Raw genomic sequence first — 18,492 nt, 5'->3', positions numbered from 1 at the left:
CCGGGCGGCCCGATCGGCTGCCGCCCGGCCTGAGCGAACCGAAGGAGACGCGGATGGGGTCGGCAGGTACGACGAGACGGTCCACCGGGGCGCTCGCCGCCGCACTGCTCGCCGGGGTACTGGCCATCTCCGGGTGCGGTCCCGTCCCGGGCGCCGAATCGGCCCCCGGCACCTCGACCCCGGCGCTCGGTGCCGCCGCGTCGCCGCCGGCCGGCCCGGCGCCGGACACCCTCCGGTTCACCGGAAAGACCCTGGAGGGCGCGGCGTTCGACGCCGCCACCCTCGCCGGCCGGCCGGTGGTGCTCTGGTTCTGGGCGCCCTGGTGCGCCGCCTGCGCCAGCCAGGCGTGGACCGTGGCCGAGATAGCGCCCGGCTTCCGGGACAGCGTGCCGATCATCGGCGTCGCGGGGCTCGGCGAGCAGCAGGCGATGAAGGAATTCGTCACCGAGTTCGAACTCGAGCCGGTGCCGCAGCTCGACGACCGGGAGGGGGTGCTCTGGCGGCGCTTCGAGGTCGTCGAGCAGAGCACCTTCGTGATCATCGACCGAGAGGGGCGGGTGATCCACCAGGGTTGGCTGGACGGGGAGGACCTCACCCGTCGGGTCACCGAGTTGGCCGCCTGATGGCGGGGCCGCAGCCCGTCGGCCAACGGGCATCACCGCCGGCGAAGGTCGGCTGATGGAGGCCCCGCTGCTGCTCGCGCTGACCGCCGGCATGCTCGGCGCGGTCAACCCGTGCGGCTTCGCGATGCTGCCGGCGTACCTGTCGCTGCTGGTCGCCGGGGCCGCCGACACCCGGGGCGCGGTGCGGCGGGCGCTCACCGCCGCGGGTGCGCTCACCCTGGGGTACGTCGTGGTGTTCGGTGCCTTCGGACTGGCGCTGGCACCGCTCGCCGGCTGGCTGCGGCCCCGGCTGCCCTGGTTCACCGTCGGCCTGGGACTGCTGCTGGTGGTGCTCGGCGGCTGGCTGCTCGCCGGCCGGCGGCTGCCCACCCCGCGTCCGCTGGCCCGGGCGCCGCGACTGACCCGCACGCTGCCGTCGATGGTGCTGTTCGGCATGGCGTACGCGGCCGCCTCGCTGGGCTGCGCCATCGCGCCGTTCCTGGCCACCGTGGTTACCAGCCTCCAGGCCGGCTCGGCGCTGCGCGGGTTGGCGCTGTTCGGCGCGTACGCCCTCGGTATGGGGCTGGTGGTGGCGGTGGCCGCGCTCGGCGTGGCGCTGGTGCGCGGCGAGGTGGTGGCCCGGCTGCGTGGCGCCGGCGCCTGGGTGCCCCGGCTCAGCGGCCTGGTGCTGCTGCTCGCCGGCGGCTACGTCGCCTGGTACGGCTGGTACGAGGCGCGGCTGGTCGCCGGCCGCCGAGACGCGCTCACCGACCCGGTGGTGACCGCCGCGGCTGGGATCCAGCGCTGGTTGGCCGGCGTCGTCGACACCGCTGGCCCCGCCACCCTCGCCGCCCTGCTCGCCGCCCTCCTCCTCACCGCCCTGCTGCTGCGAAGGAAGGGCCCCCTTTTAACGCCTGCGGTAGAGGAAGGGCCCCCTTTTAACACCGAGCCAGCGGACGCCGAGACGATGCGCACCGAACCGGCGCACGCGGAAGCGCCGCGTGCCGGAACGCCGCGTGCCGGAACGCCGCGTGCCGGAACGGTGCGTGCCGGAACGCCGCGTGCCGAAGCGCCGCGTGCCGGAACGCCGCGTGCCGAAGCGCCGCGTGCCGGAACGGTGCGTGCCGGAACGGTGCGTGCGGCGCCGCGCGGCGCCGGGTCGGTCAGCGGGGGGTGAGGCGGTCGGTGCCGAGCCGGTCGCGGAGCACCTCCGGCACCAGCACCGAGCCGTCGGGCTGCTGGAACTGCTCCAGGATGGCCGGGAAGAGCCGGCTGGTCGCCAGCGCCGAGCCGTTGAGGGTGTGTACGAAGCGGGTCTGCTTGCCGCCCGGCTCGCGATAGCGGATGGCGGCCCGGCGGGCCTGGTAGTCACCGCCCCAGGAGACCGAGGAGACCTCCTTGTACTTGCCGGTGCTCGGCATCCAGACCTCGATGTCGAGGGTCTTGCGCATCGCGGCACTGGAGTCGCCGGCCGCGAGCAGGCTGCGCTGGTAGTGCAGGCCCAGCCCTTCGACCAGGCTCTCCGCGTGCGCGACCATCTGCTCCAGCGCGGCGTCGGCCTGCTCCGGCAGGGTGAACTGGAAGATCTCCACCTTGTTGAACTGGTGGCCCCGGACCGTGCCGCGCTCATCGGAGTGCGAGCCGGCGGCCTCGCGGCGGTAGCAGGGGGTGTAGGCGAACACTTTCAGCGGCAGCTTCGCGGTGTCCAGGATCTCGTCCTGGTAGGCACCGAGGATCGCCGTCTCCGCGGTGGGCAGCAGGAACTGCCCGCGGGGGGCAGATTGCCGGTCCAGGTGGTAGACGTCGTCGTGGAACTTGGGGAACTGGCCGGCGGCGAAGCCGGCGGTGTCCAGCAGCAGGTGCGGCGGGAGGAGAAATTCGTACCCGGCGTCGATGTTCCGCTCGATCAGCCAGTTGATCAGCGCCCACTCCAGCCGGGCACCGATGCCCGTGTACATCCAGAAACCCGAGCCGCCGAGCTTGACGCCGCGCTCGTGGTCGACCAGACCCAGCATCCGGCTCAACTCGACGTGGTCGCGGACCTTCTCGATCGGCGGCGGCTCGCCGAAGGTCTTGACCACCCGGTTGGCCTCCTTGCCGCCGGGCAGCACGTCGTCGGCGGGCAGGTTGGGCAGTTCGCTCATCACGGTACGCAGCCGTGACTGCACTTCGTCGAGCTCGGCCTCAAGTTCGGCGACCTGCTTCCGGCCTGCCTCCGAAGGGGGCACCTGCGGCTCGACACCGGCCCGCTTGGCCTGTGCGTACGCCCGGGCCTCGGCCTTTCGGCGCTGACGCTCCCCGTCGATCTCACTGATCAGCCGGCGGCGCTCCCGGTCGAGCTGCTGGATGTCGTCCAGCACCCGGTCGACCTCGGCGGCGTCCAGCCGCTTCGCCAGCGCGGTCGCCACCGTGTCGCGATCCTTCCGGATCAACTCCATGTCGAGCATGCTGCTCCGTACGCTTCAGGTCAGGCTGACTCGATGATGCTACCGGCGAGCCCACGGCGCGCCGCCTCGGCGTACCCGGCACTGGCGGAATCCAGGGTCAGAGACGGATCGGCATCAGGATGGAGAGGGCGACCTCGTCGTCCGGCGGGCGGATGGCCAGCGGAGCGGCTGGGCCGTTCGACTCCAGCACCAGCCGCGGGCGGCCCGCCGCGTCCAGCGCGTCGAGCAGGTAGTCGCCGTTGACGCCGACGTACAGCTCGGTGGGGTCGGCCCGGGCGAGATCGTCGGGGCCGAGCAGGCGTACCGCGTCCGGGCCGCGCAGACCGAGCACGGTCACCGGCAGCGGCCGGCCGGCGTACTCGCGGGTCAGCGTCGGTTCGCCGGCACGCAGCGCGGCGACCAGCCGCTCGACGTCGACGCAGACGCGGCGGGCCGCCCCGCCGTCGCCCGGGCCCGGCAGCAACGCGTGGTAGTCCGGAAAGTCGTGGGGCAGCGGGGTGATCGACAGTTGATCCCCGGCGACGTCGGCGACGACCTGCGGCCCGAGCATCGTCAGCCGCACCTCGGGAACCTCGTCGCTCGGGCCCAGCCGCCGGCGTGAGGGGGCCTCGTCGGGCGGGCCCAGCCGCTGGCGTAATTCGTCCACGGCGGCCACCGGCAGCAGCGCGCGTACCGTCGGGCCGCGCACCGCCGCGTCGGCCCGGGTCACCGCGAGCCGGTGCCGGTCGGTGGCGACCAGCCGTACGCCGTCCTCCGCCACGTCGAACAGGACACCGTTCAGTGCAGGCAGGTCCGGGTCGGTGCCGACGGCGAACCGGACGGCGTCCACGGCGGCGGCCAGGTCACCACCGGCCAGGACCAGCCGGGTGGCCCCCGACGGCTGATCGGCGGGCAGCAGCGACCGGATCCGGGAGACCTCCCGCCGCGCGTCGGCCAGGCCGTTCGCCAGGCGACGCAGGTGCGCGTCGAGCAGCCGGTGTACGGCGGCAGGTTCGGCGCGTACCGCCTGGGCGATCTCGGCCACCGGCATGCCGACCCGGCGTAGCCCGGCGACCAGCCGGGCCGGCGCCACCTGATCGTCGGTGTAGCGGCGGTAGCCGGTCACCGGGTCGACCGAGGCCGGCACCAGCACCCCGGCGGCGTCGTAGAACCGCAGGGCGCTCACCGTCAGCCCGCTGGCCCGGGCCAGCTCACCGATGCTGCGCAGGTCGCTCTCCACCCCCAGGATCCTGCCGCCTCGACCTGGTCGAGAGTCAAGCCGTCCGCCCGTACCGGCGCCGGATGCGGTGTTGGTGCTGCTGTTAAGAAGGGGCCCTTTCTCTACCGCAGGCGTTAAAAAGGGGCCCTTCCTTCATCCAGCACACGGAAGGTGATGCCGGCGGTGGTGAGGCGGTGCAGGAGGGCGTCGCCCATCGCGGCGACCGGGGTGAGCTGCCCTGCGGTGGCCGGCAGGTCGTCCAGGGCCAGGCAGAGGGCGGACTCGGCGAGAATCTTGGCGGTCTCGTCGTAGCCGGGGTCGCCGCCGGCCACCTCGGTGATCACCCGCCGGTCGCCCCCGGTGCCGACGAAGCGGATCCGGAACCACGACCTGGCCCGCCGCTCGGCGCTCGGCCCCTGGCCGGAGGCGAGCCGGCCGAACAGCCAACGCCGGGTCGGTGGCAGCGTCACCAGCCCGACCAGGGCAACCAGGCCGGCACCGGCGGCCAGCACCGTCGACAATCGGCGCATCGCGGCGAAATTGCGGTAGCGGAAGTCCGGCCCGTACTCCGGGCGGGCCGCCGCGGAGCGGGTGACCACCTGCGGGTCGATGGTGGGCAGCGGTACCGACCAGACCGACAGGTCCCGCGACCGGGCCAGCCGGCCCGACCCGGCGCGGACCTGCCGGTCGGTCGGGCGAGGTTCGACCGCCCGGCGTTCGCGGGCGGCGCGGGATGTCTCCCGGGTACGGGAGAAGGCGGTGAGCACCGAGTGGTACGTGCCGGCGGAAAATCTCGCGTCCGCCTGAACGTGGCCGTCCACCGTGATCGGCACGCCGGCGGGCAGTTGCTTGATCGTGAACCAGACGCCCAGGTCGTGCGGGACGGAATCGAAGCCGCAGGAGTGCAACAGCCGGGCGCCCGTGCGTACCGCCTCGGCGTGGTGGCGCAGATACATCAGGTCGACGAACTCCGGCTCGCCGGCGAGGTCGAGGTAGTCGGTGCCGGCGGCGGCGCAGGCGGCCACCAGCGGTTCCCCATGATGGATGTACGGCCCGACGGTGCTGGCCACCACCCGGGCGTCGTCGGCCACGGCCCGCAGCGACGCCGGATCGGTGACGTCGGCGATGAGCAGCGGCAACCCGGCCAGGGCGGGGTCGATGGCCGTCAACCGCTCGCGGACGGCGGCCAGCTTGTCCGGGTTGCGCCCGGCGATCGCCCAGCGCAGCCCGGGTGGGGCGTGTCGGGCCAGGTATTGCGCGGTGAGTTCGCCGGTGAACCCGGTCGCCCCGAACAGCACGATGTCGTACGCCCGATCCGTAGCCATCTGTCGATCATTCCATCCCGGTGCACCGACCGCCTGCGATGGCGGTCGGCCCGGCGATGAGCAGGCCGAGCGGTCGCGCACTCGGGGTGATTCGGCTTCGCCGTGGGAACCGGCTCTCCCCCGGAAGGGGTGAACCGGTCCGGGTGGGGTAACCGCCGGCGCAGGATCGGGGGAGCGATCGCGTCCGTGGGGGTGGGCCGGATGCCGGATGACCGCAGCGCCGTCCGGGCCGCGACGGCCCGGCGACCGGTCGGCCCGCCCCTGCTGCCGTCCCGGCTCACGCCCGCCGTGCCGCCCGAGCCGGTCGTGCTGCGGCCCCGCTTGACCCGGTTGCTGGACGAGGGGGTGGCCCGTCCGGTCACCCTGCTCCGTGCGCCGGCGGGCTGGGGCAAGACGACGCTGCTCGCCGCGTGGCGGCGGGCGGTCGTCGAGGCCGCCCCGGCCGCCCCGGCGCCGGCCTGGCTCTGCGTGGAGTTCGGTGACGACAGTGACCGGCTCTGGACCTACCTCGCGGCGGCGCTGCGCTCGGTCGCCGACCCCGACGGGGAACCGGCCGCCGCGGCGTCGGTGCCCGACCGGGCCCCGCGACCGGACGAGCTGGAGGTGCTCGCGGCGGCGCTCGCCGCCCGGGAACGGCCGGCCGTGCTGATCCTGGACGACCTGCACCGGATCACCGACCCGGCGGCGTTGGCCGGCCTGGAGTTCCTGTTGCGCCACACCGAACAGCGGCTGCGCCTAGTGGCGGCCGGGCGCTCCGGCCTGCCGTTGGCCGTGCAGCGGCTGCGGCTGGCCGGGGAACTGACCGAGATCGGTCCGGATGAACTGGCTTTCACCGGTGACGAGATCGCCGACCTGCTGACCGCGCACGGCGTGGCGGTGCCGGCCGCTGCGGTGCGACGGCTGCGGCAGCGTACCGAGGGGTGGGCGGCGGCGTTGCGGATCGTCGCGCTCGCGTTGCGCGACCAGCCGGACCCGCAGCGCTGGATCGCCGGACTCGGCGCGGACCAGCCGGAGATCGCCGGCTACCTGCGCGAGGAGGTGCTGGCCAGCCTGGAAACGCCGGACCGCGAGCTGCTGCGCCGGGCGGCGATCGCGGAGACGGTGTGTGCCGGGCTTGTCGACGCGCTGACCGGCGGCACGGACGCGGAGACCCGGCTGAGTGCTCTCGCGGAGAACGCCGGCCTGCTCCACCACGACGGTGGCCGCCCGGCGTGGTACCGGTGCCCGCCGCTCCTGGCCGACCTGCTGCGGCGCGAACTGGGCCGGCTGCCGGCCGAGGAGTTGCGTGACCTGCACCTGCGCGCGGCGGGCTGGTACGGCGGCAACGGCCGGCCGGTCGACGCGCTGCGTCACGCATTCGCCGGTGGCGACTGGGTGCGGGCCACCGACCTGTTCGTGGCCCGATGGCCGGATCTCGTGCCGTACGACCGGATCGTCCACACCGCCGCACCGCCCGCGCTGCCCTCGGCCGAGGTGGTGGCGGGTGACCCGGAACTGGCGCTGGCCGCTGCCGTCCAGCGGGCGCTCGACGGCGATGCCGACGCGGCCCGGGAGCACCTGCGGCTGGCCACCGCGCACGCGCACGCCCTGCCGGAACCGCGCCGGGCCCGGTTCGGGCGGCTGGTCGCCGTGGTCGAACTCATCCAGGCCCAACTGGCCGACGACGCCGAGGCGGTACGCGTCGCCGCCGCCCAACTGCTCGCCACCCGGAGCGTCGCTCCGGCCGCCGGGGCGCCTCGGGCCGACGCGGGCGGGGACGCCGACGTGCGGGCGGTGGGCGGCACCGCGCTGGCCCTGCTCGCGCTGGGCGGGGGCGATCTGGCCGGGGCGACGGCCGGATTCGCGGCGGCGCTGACCGCGGCGCGGGAGGCGGGACGTCCCCGCACCGAGTTGGTCTGTGCCAGCCGGTGGGCCCTGCTCGCGGCGGTACGCGGAGAGCTGCGGGCGGCCGAGGAGGCGGCTCGCGCCGCCCTGGCCCTGCCGCCCTGCCAGGGCTGGTCGGCGCAGGTCGACTGCGGGTACGCCTATCTGGCACTGGCCCTGGTGGCACTGCACCGGGACCAGCCGACGGAGGCGGAGGCGAACCTGACGCTGGCGGCCGCGGCCAGGCGGGAGCCGCCGGCCGGCGCGGTGGCGGCCTGGTGCGCTGCTCATCTGCGCTACGACGCCGGTGACCTGGCCGCCGCCCACCGGGTGCTGGTGGCGGCCCGCGCCCAGTGGTCGGACCGCTCCGGCGAACCGACCGCTGCGGCGAATCTCCGCGCTGAGGTCGACATGTGGCTGCTCGCCGCCGAGGTGGACCTGCACAGCGCCCGAGGTGACACCCGGACCGCCCGCGAGCTGGTCGCCGCCGCGCCGCCTGCACCACCGCCCCGGCCCGACACCCCGCTGCCCCGCCCGGGTGGGGCGGTGTCGAGGTTGGACGCGGCGTTGGCCGTCGCCGCGGCCCGGGTCGAGTTGCGGGCCGGTGATCCACGCGCCGCGGCCCGCCTCCTACCGGACTGGAGCGCCGCGTCGGCGGAAGCCTGGCCGCTGCCCGTACGCCTCGACGCCGCCCTGCTGGACGCGCTGCTCGCCGCACGCGACGGCGACGACCGGCGTGCCGGTCGGACCCTGGAGCGAGCGCTCGACCTTGCCGCCCCGGACGGTTACCGCCGGCCGTTCACCCGAGGCGAACCAGGGCTGCGAGACCTGCTGGCCGCTCGGTTGGACGCTGGTACGGCGCACTGGTCGATGGTCAGCGACCTGGTGCGAGCCGTCGAGGTACCGGCCGAACCGGCCCCGGCCGGCGCGTCGGTGGCACCGCTCGACGAGCCACTGACCGAGCGGGAGTTGACCATCCTGCGCTACCTGCAGAGCATCCTGTCCAACGTGGAGATCGCCGCCGAGCTGTCCGTCTCGGTGAACACCGTCAAGACACACGTCCGCAACATCTACCGCAAGCTCGACGCCACCCGCCGACGCGACGCCGTCCGCCGCGCCCGCGACCTCCACCTCATCTGACCGCCCGGAGGGTCAGGGGGTGGAGGTGGTGTCGATGGTGGTCAGGAGGGTGGTTGGGGCGAAGCCGCCGTTGTGGAGGGTGCCGTTCACGAAGAGGGTGGGGGTGGCCTTCACCCCGCTGCGGATGCCGCCGACCACGTCGCGCCGGATCCGGTCACCGCCCGCGTGCCGCCCGATCTCCGCAGCTACCTGCGCGGCGGGCAGGCCGAGCTGCTCGACGCCGAGCGCCAAGCGCGCCGGGTTCAGCTCGTCCTGGTGGTCGTACAACCAGTCGTGCATCTCCCAGAAGCGGCCACGCCGTCCGGCTGCCTCGGCCGCCTCGGCCGCTTGTTCCGCGTACGGGTGCACGTCCGCGTCGGGGAAGTGGCGGTGGACCAGGCGCACCAAGTCGGCCCGCTGCCGCAGCACCTCCCGAAGGTTGGCGTGCGCGAGGCGGCAGAACCGACACTGGTAGTCGCCGTACACGACGAGCGTCACGGGCGCCTCCACCGGCCCTCGGACGTGGTCGTCCTCGATGACCGGGATGCGGAGCCGCGCAGTGCCCGGTGGCCGGATGGTCAGTCGATCGGTCATACCGGCCAGCGTCGTACCCGGCCGGGTGAGCGCGGCTCACCCGACCCGGGCGGTCCGACCCGGCCTCAGCGCAGGACCGGGGCGACCGCGATGTGGTTCTGCACTTCCCGGATGCCCGGGGCGGACCAGGCGACCTGCTCCACCTCGGCGCGTTCGGGCATCGAGTGCACCAGCCCGCCCAGCAGCACCGTGTCTCCGTGTACACGTACGGTGATCCGCTCGACGTCGGTGGCCCGATGGCGCGCCAGGGCGTCGACGATGTGCTGGGCCAAGCGGCCGCCGTCCGGGCGTACCGCCGGCCGGACGGTGATGCCGTTGCTGATTCCGCGTACGCCGGTCAGCTGGCCGATCGCCTGTTCCGCGGCGCGGCGCTGGTACTCCCACTCGACCTGGCCGTGCAGGGTCACCCAGCCCTGGGAGACCGTGATCTCCAGCTCCTCGACCGGCACGAACGCGTGCCACTCCAGAGCGTGTCCGACCGCCGCGGCGATTTCCGGGTCGGCCCGTTCCGCGCCGGTCGACAGTCGTACGGTCAGGTCGTTGGCGACCGCGCGGACCTGCCCGACCCGGTGCGCGGCCCGCTCCGCCGCCCACTTCTTGGCGTAGCTGTCCACCCGCCCGGTCAGCGTCACCACGCCCTCGGCGACGGTCACCCCGATCTCGTGTGGGCGTACCCGGGGCTCCCAGTCGAGTTCGTCGAGCACCGCGGATCGGATTTCCTGGTCGATGCGGTTGATCGTCGAGATGTCGGCCATCGCCTCGCTCCTTCCTCGCCGGGCGGGGCCGGCGTCCGGGTCGAGTCGTCCGGTGGCGGACCAGGATTCGGATCCGCCGCAAGCGACGCTGGTGGCCGTTCGGGTGAGTCGGCCTCACCCGGATCGGGCGAAGGCGCGACAGCTCAGGGGCCGTGCCCGCGTCAGCGGTCGGTCTCGGCGGGGGAGTCGGGGCGCTGCACGTCGACGAACTCGATGTCGTCGTGGGCGCGGTCGTGGCTGCCGGCGGCCCGCGCCGCGGTGCCCGCGGCCCAGCCGATCACGGCACCGACCAGGGCCGCACCGATCAGCAGCGTCCAGGGTAGTGCGGGACGGTGCCCGGCCAGCGCGTCGAAGGCGCGGGTGGCCCGGCGGCGGGCCTCCTCGGCCGCCGATCCCACCAGGTTACCGGCGTCGTCGGCCAGGTTGGCGGAGGTGTGCCGGGCCGAGCGGGCGGTGTCGCGGATGCTGTCGCCCGCGGTGTTGACGGCCGAAACGAGGTGTTGCCAGGCCTGGTCGGCGATCCGCTCCGGCTTGGTGCGGCGCTCCAGCAGGTTGGTTCCGAACATGGTGGCTCCCTCCTCGACAGTGCCGAGGTCGGTGCCCACATCAGACCTCCTCGGCGGCGTGCCCGGGTGCGGCGGGGCTCGCCGTGGCAACCTGTGCCCCGCCGGGCGCCGTCGCAAACCCGGGCAGCGGTCAGCGGGGCCGGCGAGGTCGACGCGGGCGCGGCGGGGCGGAGATCAGCCAGGGCCGGGGATGGAGGCGGCGCCCGGCGGTCACGTCACCCTTTCGTGGGCGCGGTCATCCGTGATGCCAGGCACACCGGGCCGGCCCTGCCCGTGGTCACCGGGCTGCCGGGCCGGGCGTCGGGCACGCCGGTACGTCGGATCGCTGCCCGGGCGGCCTCGGCCCGCTACCCTGATTCGGCGGCCTGGGCGACCCGCCTGGCGTCGAGTACATTGGTCCTGGAAGGTCCGGATATGGAGCTTTTGGCGCGTCCATGTCCGCGAATTGCTCATCCCGAGGGGTGGCGACCGAGGTGGTTGGAGGAATACCCTCGGTCGCGGCCCGCGTACTGATGAGGTGCCCGTCGGACGGGCGAGTGGAGGTGCTCGCGTGAGCCTGTCGATCCTGCAGACGGTTCGGCCCGGTGGTGTCATCGAGATCGCCCCTCGGGGCGAGATCGACGTCGACACCGCGTACGAGGTGAAGGAAGCCATCGCCGAGGTGCTGGCCAAGGGCCGCCCGGCCCGGATCGAGCTCAACATGCGGCTGGTCACCTTCATCGACTCGGTGGGCATCAGCGCCATGGTCGCCGGCTTCCAGACCGCCGAGGTCAGTGGCGTGAAACTGGTCGTCACCGAGCCGAGCCGGTTCGTGCACCGGCAGCTCTGGGTGACCGGCCTGCTCGGCCTCTTCGGCGCGCCCGAGCCGTACTACGCCGGTGCCGCCGCCACCCCCGAGGTCCTGCCCGGCGCCTGAGCTCTCAGCCTGCGCCCAGGTCCGACAGGTCGACGTCGGTCGCCTCGGTCACGGCCCGGACCGCCGTCACCGAGGCGTAGCCCTCGGCGAGCAGGGCCAGGTCGGTGCCGGGCTGCACCGTCTCACCCGCCTCCTCCAGCGAGGTACGCACGAAGCCGTGGCCGGACTCGGCGACGGTCATCTGCACCTGGCCGAAGGTGGCCAGGGTGCCCCGCCGGACCCCGCGCAGCCGCTCGAACGGCAGGTCCGGCGCGTTGACGTTGAGCACGCTCTCCACCGGCCCGGTGGTCAGCCGCGGCAGCAGGTCCAGGGCGACCCGGGCGGCGGTCGCCCAGTGCCGGTCGGCGTCGCGTACCCGGGCGGCGGCAGCCACCGCGGCACCTCCGCTGGCCGCGGTGGCCTCACCCACCGACAGCACGTCCAGCGACACGGCCATGGCCCGACAGCCGTTGGCGGCGGCCGTGAACGCCGCGCCCACGGTGCCGGAGTGCAGCACCGCGCGACCCGCGTTGGCGCCTCGGTTGATGCCGGACAGCAGCACCGCCGGTGGCGGCCCGAAGGCGCCGTGCACGGCGATGAGCGCGATGAATCCGGGGGAGCCGCCCACCCCGAAAGCCGGCACCCCGTCCAACTCCGGCAGCAGCTGCTCGCGGACCACCACCTGCCCGTCCCGCTCCAGAGCGCTCATCGCGGCGCTGGTTCCGCTCGCCTCCTCCAGCGGCGCGGCGACCACCACGTCGTACCCGCGGTCGACCGCCGCTCGGGCCAGCGCCTGGATGCCGGGGGCGTCGATGCCGTCGTCGTTGGTGATCAGCATTCGCACCGTCATCGTCCCGCCGCCCGCTGGGCCAGCTCGTCCGGGGTGGTGCGCTGATGTGGAAGGACGCCCGCCGGCTCCAGTCGAACCCGGTCGACCAGACCGTTGATCGAATCGAGCCGCCCGGTGCCCAGACCGTGCCGGGTGACGTTCAGCGCGCCGGCCGCCGCGCCGGTGCGGATCGCGGTGCGTACGTCGCCGCCCCGGGCCACCACGGCCGCCACGCTGGCCGTCATCGAGTCGCCTGCCCCACGCGGATCGGCGGTCTCCAAGCGCGGCATCCGCACCTCGAACGCCTCCCCGTCGACCAGCGCCAGCGCCGGTTGGTCGGCCCGGCTGACCACCACGTTCTCGGCGCCGGCGGCGTGCAGCTCGTGCATCGCACGGGTGAGCTGCTCCGCCCCGTCGCCGGCGGCCCGCCCGTCGGCGATCAGCTCCTCGTGGCTGACCTTGAGGAAGAAGACGCCGCCGTCCAGTACGGCGGTCAGGTGCTCGCCACTGAGGTCGACCACCACCCGACTGCCGTTGGCGCCGAGGTCGGCGGCGAAGCGCCGGTAGAGGTCGGGCGGGACCAGTGAAGGATCGTTCGGGCCGCTCAGTATGCTCACCGCCGCGCGCAGCCCTTCGCCCAGCGCCAGGTTGTACAACTCGTCCAGCTCGTGTCGACTCAACGGCTGGCCGGTCACGTCGACGATCTCGTGCCGGGTGCCCTCGCGGCGATCGTGCACGTACCCGCCGCTGCCGCCCGAGTCGCGCGCCACCACCTTGAGGTCGACTCCCTCGCTGACCAGCAGCGGCTCCAACACCTGCCCGATCTCGCCACCGAGCGCCGTGCAGAGCACCACGTCGATGCCGTGCGACAGCACCATCCGGGCCTGCCAGACGCCCTGGCCGCCGGGATGCAGGTGCAGCTCCGGGGCCTCGTTCGGCTGATCGATCGTGACGGTGAGCAGTGGTGTCGGCGCGAAGACCATCACCCGGCCGCTCATGGCTGACACCTGCCCATGATCGTCCCTCCCGCCCGCGACAAAATGTCCGCTTACTGGTTGGACCGTAACGAAGGTGGTGCGAGGGCGCACGGCGACGGGCGAGGGCGGCGACGCCGACCCACGCTCGGCGGAGGGTGCGGAAACGACAGCGGGGTGAGCCGCCTCACGGCGACCCACCCCGCTGTGTCGTTCGGCTAGTACACCGACAGGTGGACGTGGTTGGTGTGGTCGCTGGACGGATCGCCACGAGCGCCGCTGTACGATTTCCACCCGCTGCTGGGCAGCCAGATCTGCTTGTACCAGATCACGTAGAGCACGGCGAGCCGGTCGGCATTGTTCACGAAGTACGCCGCCAGGTTGTTGCCGTACGTCCGGTCACCGCCGGTGGCCGCCCCGCCGAAACCGTTCTTCTGTGCCGCGAAGTCACAGGCCCGACCCTTCGGGTGCTCACCCGAGCCGCCCGATCGGTAGCAGGAGACGTACCGGGTGAAGCCGGCCGCCTTGGCCTGCTGCAAGGCGTGCAGCGTACGCGGGGTGATGCAGCCGTTGGCCGGAGTGGGGTCGTTCACGCTGCACGATTCCGCCGGCCAGGAGCCGTTGGAATTGCGCGGCGCGGGCTTGGCGGTGGCGCTGGACGACCGACCGCTGCTCGTCGGTGCCCGGTTGGCGGCGGCGGCGCGTTCGGCCCGTTCGGCCGCCTCAGCCCGCTCGTTGGCGACGGTCAGCGCCCGCTCGGCCTGTTCCTTGCGCTTGGCCATCACGGCCACCTGCTTGCGCTGCTCCTGGACCTCCACGTCCAGGGCCTGCTTGGTCTTGCGGACCTCGTCGCGGGTGGCCTGGAGCTCGCGTATCGCGCGGTCCTCGTTGGCGGCCACCGCGTCCAGCGCCGCCGCCCGGTCCATGAAGCCGGCCGGGGAGCCGCTGTTGAGCAGCGCCGACGCGGCGCCGAGTCGCCCGCTGCGGTAGGCCTGCGCGGCGATCTCGGCGACCTTGGCGGACCGCTCGCCGAGTTGCTCCTCGGTGCTGCTGAGCTGGTCGGCCAGTTGCTTCTGCCGCTTGATCGAGCGGTCCAGCGCCGCCTTGGCGTCGAGATAACCCTTGCTGGCGGCTTCCAGTTGGGCGCGTAGCGCCGGGGTGCCACCCTCGTCGTCCACGTCGCTGGGGGCTGCCGCGCGCAACCCCTGGGGCGCGGCGGTCGCGGGGCGCAACGGTGCGAGCGCGACGGTCAGCGCGAGAATGAGCACCGCGGCGATCAGGGCCGCCATTCGGGCGGCCGGTCTCACGGTTGCCACTGCTGGCATGCACATGTCCTTCCGTCAGCCGCCGACCGGGTTAGCTGACGGGTTCGGGACGGAAGATCCCTACCGCGTGCGCGGATGCACCCCAGGAACGTGGTTCCCCGGCTCGCCCTGACGGGCGATTAGGCGGCGACCACCGCCGGCACCGGTGGGTGCCGCCTGGCGGAGGCCGGATCCGAGCCTACCGGGGCTGCTGTGACTCATGCAGCCGGTGTGACTCGTGGTAATCGGTCACGTACCAGTGAATCAGACATAAGCGGTCAATACTCTATTTTGCCGATGTCCCCGCTACCACTCGACCGCCCCGCAGGCCCCGGGGTTCGCGCCCGGTTCGATCTGCAGGGTCGCGTGCTCGATGTGAAAGTCCTCGTGCAGCGCCGCCCGGGCGGCGGCCAGCACCGCGCCGACCTCGGCGCCGGGCGCCATGGTCAGGTGCGCCGAGGCCACCTCCATGCCGGAGGTTAGCGTCCAGACGTGCAGGTCGTGGACGCCGGCCACGCCGGGCACCGCGGCCAGCCGGTCGTGCACCGCGGTGACCTGGAGGTGCTCCGGAGCGGCCTGCACCAGGATCCGTACCGCCGCCCGACCGAGGCGCCACGTCCGGGGCAGGATGAACAGACCGATCGCGACCGCCACCAGCGGATCGGCCCACCACCAGTCGGTCACCGCGATCACCAGCGCCGCCGCGATGACCCCCAGTGAGCCGAGCAGGTCGGCCAGCACTTCCAGGTACGCTCCGCGCAGGTTGATGCTGACCTTCGCCCCGGACCGCAGCAGCGCGAACGCGGCCAGGTTGGCGAACAGGCCCAGCGTGGCCACCACCAGCACCGGCCCGGCGAGCACCTCGGGCGGGTGGCCGAACCGGCGTACCGCCTCGACCAGGACGTAGACCGCGACGCCGGCGAGCAGCACGGCGTTGGCCAGTGCGGCGAGCACCTCCAGGCGGTAGAGCCCGAAGGTGCGCTGCGGGTCGGCGCCGGGGCGGCGGGTGGCGGCGACGGCCGCGAGGGCCATCCCGATGCCCAGCACGTCGGTGAACATGTGGCCGGCGTCGGAGAGCAGGGCCAGCGAGCCGGTCCGCAGGGCGGTCACCGCCTCGACCACCATCAGGACGCCGAGCAGGGCGAACGCCGCCCACAGCCGGCCGGAGTGGCGGTGCGCGGCGGTCGACACCGCGGCGTGGTGATGGTCATGGCCCGCGCCCACGCAGACACCTTCCGCCGTCCGCCGGATCGGCGGCGAATCTATGCCAACATCGCTATGTGTGCAATCGTCGGCGGCGGACCGGCTTGTGCCCTCGGCTCAGCCGGTCGGATCGATCGTGGTCAGCCGCTGGGTAGCCCGGGACAGGGCGACGTAGAGGGTGCGTACGCCGGCACCGGGCTCCGCGCGGATCTCGCTCGGCGCGACCAGCACCACCCCGTCGTACTCCATGCCCTTGGCCTCCAGGCTCGTCACCACCTGAAGGCGATCCGCACCGAGCCCGCCGAGCCAGGCCGCGACCTCGTCGCGCCGCGGCACCGGAGTGATCACCCCGACGGTGCCCTCGACCTCGTCGAGCAGGGTGCGTGCCGCCGTCGCGACGGTGCCCGCCAACTCCGCCGCCGGCACCGCCAGCCGGACCGGGTCGACCCCGGTGGTGCGGACCGCGGTCGGCAACTCCAGATCCGGGTACGCCCGGCGGATCTCGGCCGCCGCCACCGCGAAGATCTCCGCCGAGTTGCGGTAGTTGGTGGTGAGCGTGAACCGGTGCCGGCGGCGCCGGCCCAGCGCCTGGTCCCGGGCCCGCGCCAGTTCCTGCGGATCACCCGTCCAGGCGGTCTGCGCCGGGTCGCCGACCACGGTCCAGGAGGCCAGCCGCCCGCGTCGGCCGATCATCCGCCACTGCATCGGCGAGACGTCCTGCGACTCGTCGACCACCACGTGTGCGTAGTCCCGGTAGTCCTCCGGGCGTTCGCGGGCCGCCTGCCGGGCGGCCCGTTGCCGGTCGGCGAAGGTGCTCAGCTCACGCACCCCGCCAGCCAACTGGAACGGATCCCGCTTCCGGCGGGCCGGGCGCATCGGCTTGCCGAGCAGCGCGTCCAGTTCGTCGAGCAGCGCCACGTCGGCGACGCTCGGCCCGTGCTCGGCCGACTCCCGGTACGCCTGGCTCAGCAGCCGCGTCTCGGCGCCGGAGAGGAGACCGGCGGTGTAGCGGCGCAGCCGCTCCGGACGCGCCAGCCAGCCCAGCACGTGCCGGGGATGCAACCGGGGCCACCAGGCCTTGAGGAAGTCCCGGAAATCCGTCCGGTCGATCAGCTCGTCCTCGAAGGCGCGCTGCTCGGGCAGACCGGAGATGCCCAGCCGGCGAGCCTGCGCCCAGAGCGCGGCGAGCACCCCGTCGAAGCCGGCCCGGCGTACCTCGTTGCGGCGGGCGCCCCGAGGCAGCGCCCGGTCGCGGATGGTGTCCAGTTCGGCCCGCTCCAGCCGCAGCAGCTGCCCCCGGTAGAGCAGGCGCAGCTCGGTCGGCGAGTCCGGCACCGCGTCCCGGGTCGCCCGCTCCAGCACCCGGCGCATCCGCAGCGAGCCCTTGATCGCCGCCACCTCGGGCAGATCGGTACGGGTGGCGGTCACCCCGGGGAAAAGGCTGCCCAGCGAATGCAGGGTGGCGGTCTCCTCGCCCAGCGACGGCAGCACCGAGGCGATGTACTCGACGAAGACCGAGGACGGGCCGATCACCAGGATGCCGCCGCCGGCGTACCGGCTGCGATCGGAGTAGAGCAGGTACGCGGCCCGGTGCAACGCCACCGCCGTCTTGCCGGTGCCCGGACCGCCGGAGACGAGGGTGACCCCCGAACCGGGGGAGCGGATCGCCTCGTCCTGCTCGCGCTGGATGGTCGCCACGATGGCGCGCATGCCCCGGCCGGTGGCCCGCGACAGGGTGGCCAGCAGCGCGCCGTCGCCCACCACGGGCATGTCCGGCGGCGCGGCCTCCGGGTCGAGCAGGTCGTCCTCGATCCGGATGACCCGCTCGCCACTGGACTGGATCGTCCGGCGTCGCACCACGCCGAGCGGCTCGGCGGGGGTGGCCCGGTAGAACGCGGCGGCGGCCGGGGCCCGCCAGTCCACCACCAGCGTGCTGGCGTCCTCGGCGCGGATGCCGAGCCGCCCGACGTGCAGCACCTGCCCGTCGCGCAGGTCGAGCCGGCCGAAGACCAGTCCCTCGTACTCGGCGTCGAGCAGGTGGCGTCGCTGGGCGGCGTGGAAGACCATCGCGTCGCGCTCCACCAGCGCGCCGTAGTTGCCGACCCGGGCCAGCCGGTAGCCCTCCCGTTCGGCGCGTACCGCGTCGCGGCGCAGCTCGGCCAGTCGCGCGTACACCCGGTCGAGATGCCGTTGCTCGACGGCGATCTCCTGATCCAGGGTGCTCTGATCCACTGCTCGCATCTCCTCGTGACGCCGCCCGGCTAATCGCACGAGATTACAGGTGCAAGGAAGGGCACCTTCTTAACGCCTGCGGTAGAGGAAGGGCCCCTTGTTAACAGGACGCCCCGGCCGGGCGGGCGGCGCGGGCCCGCGTGGCCTCGAGGACCTGGCGCAGCACGCCGGAGAGGGCGGCGTTGACCGCGCCCCGGCTCCGGTGGTTTCGGCCGGCCGGATCCGCCGGGCGATTCGCGGGGACAGGCCGTAGACGTTGTGCGTGTGCCCTTCGGCGGTGGTGGAGACGAAGACCAGCCCGGCCACCCGACGGGCGAAATGGTCGGGGTGACGGTGGGCGTTACTCCATGATGGTCATGCCGCCCATCGAGTGGCCGGCCAGGACCACCCGGCCGGTGGATGCGACCATGTCCAGCACCGCCGCCAGGTCGTCGCCGAGCTGGGCCAGGGTGGCCGTGGGCAGCGCCATGCAGCTGGAACGGCCGTGCCCCCCGCGCGTCGTAGGCGATCACCCGGACCGACCCGAAAGTTTCCCGCAGCGCGGTCAGCGCCGATGCGTGACACCGCGGATGTGGGGAGGGTGAAC

15 protein-coding genes, 1 pseudogene and 1 riboswitch are annotated in these 18,492 nt (G+C 73.7%); of the genes and pseudogenes, 4 read left to right on the top strand and 12 right to left on the bottom strand.

All coding sequences use genetic code 11. From position 1 onward, the window contains the following. Positions 1 to 53 precede the first annotated feature (53 nt). The gene (locus Vqi01_RS03750) at positions 54 to 623 is read left to right on the top strand and encodes a redoxin domain-containing protein (protein ID WP_204032991.1); all 570 of its coding nucleotides are present in this window, start codon (positions 54 to 56) and stop codon (positions 621 to 623) included. A gap of 55 nt (positions 624 to 678) precedes the next feature. Continuing rightward, positions 679 to 1,779 carry a cytochrome c biogenesis CcdA family protein gene (locus Vqi01_RS31760; RefSeq protein ID WP_239098156.1) on the top strand — a complete coding sequence of 367 codons (1,101 nt, stop codon included), beginning with the start codon at positions 679 to 681 and terminating at the stop codon, positions 1,777 to 1,779. On the opposite strand, the gene serS is transcribed toward Vqi01_RS31760, so the two are convergent. The 3 genes from serS to Vqi01_RS03725 form a co-directional block, all read right to left on the bottom strand. Beyond that, positions 1,766 to 3,049 carry a serine--tRNA ligase gene (serS, locus tag Vqi01_RS03735; RefSeq protein ID WP_204032989.1) on the bottom strand — a complete coding sequence of 428 codons (1,284 nt, stop codon included), beginning with the start codon at positions 3,047 to 3,049 and terminating at the stop codon, positions 1,766 to 1,768. The two genes, Vqi01_RS31760 and serS, sit on opposite strands and share 14 nt — an antisense overlap. A 97-nt stretch (positions 3,050 to 3,146) precedes the next feature. Further along, positions 3,147 to 4,268 (bottom strand): DNA polymerase III subunit beta family protein, encoded by a 1,122-nt coding sequence (locus Vqi01_RS03730; protein ID WP_239098155.1) that lies wholly within the window; start codon positions 4,266 to 4,268, stop codon positions 3,147 to 3,149. A gap of 113 nt (positions 4,269 to 4,381) precedes the next feature. Next, positions 4,382 to 5,572 carry a saccharopine dehydrogenase family protein gene (locus Vqi01_RS03725; protein WP_204032987.1) on the bottom strand — a complete coding sequence of 397 codons (1,191 nt, stop codon included), beginning with the start codon at positions 5,570 to 5,572 and terminating at the stop codon, positions 4,382 to 4,384. A 129-nt stretch (positions 5,573 to 5,701) separates the two neighbouring features. Here Vqi01_RS03725 and Vqi01_RS03720 point away from each other — a divergent pair, with 129 nt between their 5' ends. Next, the gene (locus Vqi01_RS03720) at positions 5,702 to 8,575 is read left to right on the top strand and encodes a winged helix-turn-helix domain-containing protein (protein WP_372444299.1); all 2,874 of its coding nucleotides are present in this window, start codon (positions 5,702 to 5,704) and stop codon (positions 8,573 to 8,575) included. Positions 8,576 to 8,587: 12 nt separating this feature from the next. Here the strand turns inward: Vqi01_RS03720 and Vqi01_RS03715 are convergent, their stop codons facing one another. From Vqi01_RS03715 to Vqi01_RS03705, 3 genes are all read right to left on the bottom strand, one after another. After that, positions 8,588 to 9,148 carry a DsbA family protein gene (locus Vqi01_RS03715; RefSeq protein ID WP_204032984.1) on the bottom strand — a complete coding sequence of 187 codons (561 nt, stop codon included), beginning with the start codon at positions 9,146 to 9,148 and terminating at the stop codon, positions 8,588 to 8,590. A gap of 65 nt (positions 9,149 to 9,213) precedes the next feature. Then, positions 9,214 to 9,903: a BON domain-containing protein gene (locus Vqi01_RS03710; RefSeq protein ID WP_204032982.1), complete on the bottom strand. Its 690-nt coding sequence runs from the start codon at positions 9,901 to 9,903 to the stop codon at positions 9,214 to 9,216. 161 nt (positions 9,904 to 10,064) lie between these two features. Further along, positions 10,065 to 10,508, bottom strand: a complete 444-nt coding sequence (locus tag Vqi01_RS03705) for a hypothetical protein (RefSeq protein ID WP_239098154.1) — start codon at positions 10,506 to 10,508, stop codon at positions 10,065 to 10,067. A gap of 511 nt (positions 10,509 to 11,019) precedes the next feature. Between Vqi01_RS03705 and Vqi01_RS03700 the strand changes: the two genes are divergently transcribed. Further along, a complete protein-coding gene (locus Vqi01_RS03700) occupies positions 11,020 to 11,385 on the top strand; it encodes an STAS domain-containing protein (protein WP_111218982.1) in 366 nt (121 codons plus the stop codon). Between the two features lie 4 nt (positions 11,386 to 11,389). Here the strand turns inward: Vqi01_RS03700 and surE are convergent, their stop codons facing one another. From surE to Vqi01_RS03670, 6 genes and pseudogenes are all read right to left on the bottom strand, one after another. Then, the gene (surE, locus tag Vqi01_RS03695) at positions 11,390 to 12,214 is read right to left on the bottom strand and encodes a 5'/3'-nucleotidase SurE (RefSeq protein ID WP_204032980.1); all 825 of its coding nucleotides are present in this window, start codon (positions 12,212 to 12,214) and stop codon (positions 11,390 to 11,392) included. Next, the gene (locus Vqi01_RS03690; RefSeq protein WP_204032979.1) at positions 12,211 to 13,191 is read right to left on the bottom strand and encodes a 1-phosphofructokinase family hexose kinase; all 981 of its coding nucleotides are present in this window, start codon (positions 13,189 to 13,191) and stop codon (positions 12,211 to 12,213) included. Before Vqi01_RS03690 ends, surE begins: the two co-directional genes overlap by 4 nt. Positions 13,192 to 13,385: 194 nt before the next feature. Continuing rightward, a complete protein-coding gene (locus Vqi01_RS03685) occupies positions 13,386 to 14,474 on the bottom strand; it encodes a coiled-coil domain-containing protein (protein WP_204033114.1) in 1,089 nt (362 codons plus the stop codon). A gap of 22 nt (positions 14,475 to 14,496) precedes the next feature. Beyond that, a riboswitch (cyclic di-AMP (ydaO/yuaA leader) is annotated at positions 14,497 to 14,628 on the bottom strand. A gap of 149 nt (positions 14,629 to 14,777) precedes the next feature. Then, complete coding sequence (locus tag Vqi01_RS03680; RefSeq protein ID WP_204032977.1) at positions 14,778 to 15,695, bottom strand: cation diffusion facilitator family transporter; 918 nt, start codon at positions 15,693 to 15,695, stop codon at positions 14,778 to 14,780. A gap of 96 nt (positions 15,696 to 15,791) precedes the next feature. Further along, positions 15,792 to 17,906 carry a HelD family protein gene (locus Vqi01_RS03675; RefSeq protein WP_239098152.1) on the bottom strand — a complete coding sequence of 705 codons (2,115 nt, stop codon included), beginning with the start codon at positions 17,904 to 17,906 and terminating at the stop codon, positions 15,792 to 15,794. 141 nt (positions 17,907 to 18,047) lie between these two features. After that, positions 18,048 to 18,454, bottom strand: a pseudogene (locus Vqi01_RS03670) (alpha/beta fold hydrolase); the annotation flags it as partial. Between the last annotated feature and the right edge of the window lie 38 nt (positions 18,455 to 18,492).

The sequence above is a fragment of the Micromonospora qiuiae genome (genome assembly GCF_016863555.1).
GTDB lineage: Bacteria > Actinomycetota > Actinomycetes > Mycobacteriales > Micromonosporaceae > Micromonospora > Micromonospora qiuiae.
Note: the sequence above shows the minus strand (reverse complement) of the source record. Positions and strands in the feature narration are given on the sequence as shown.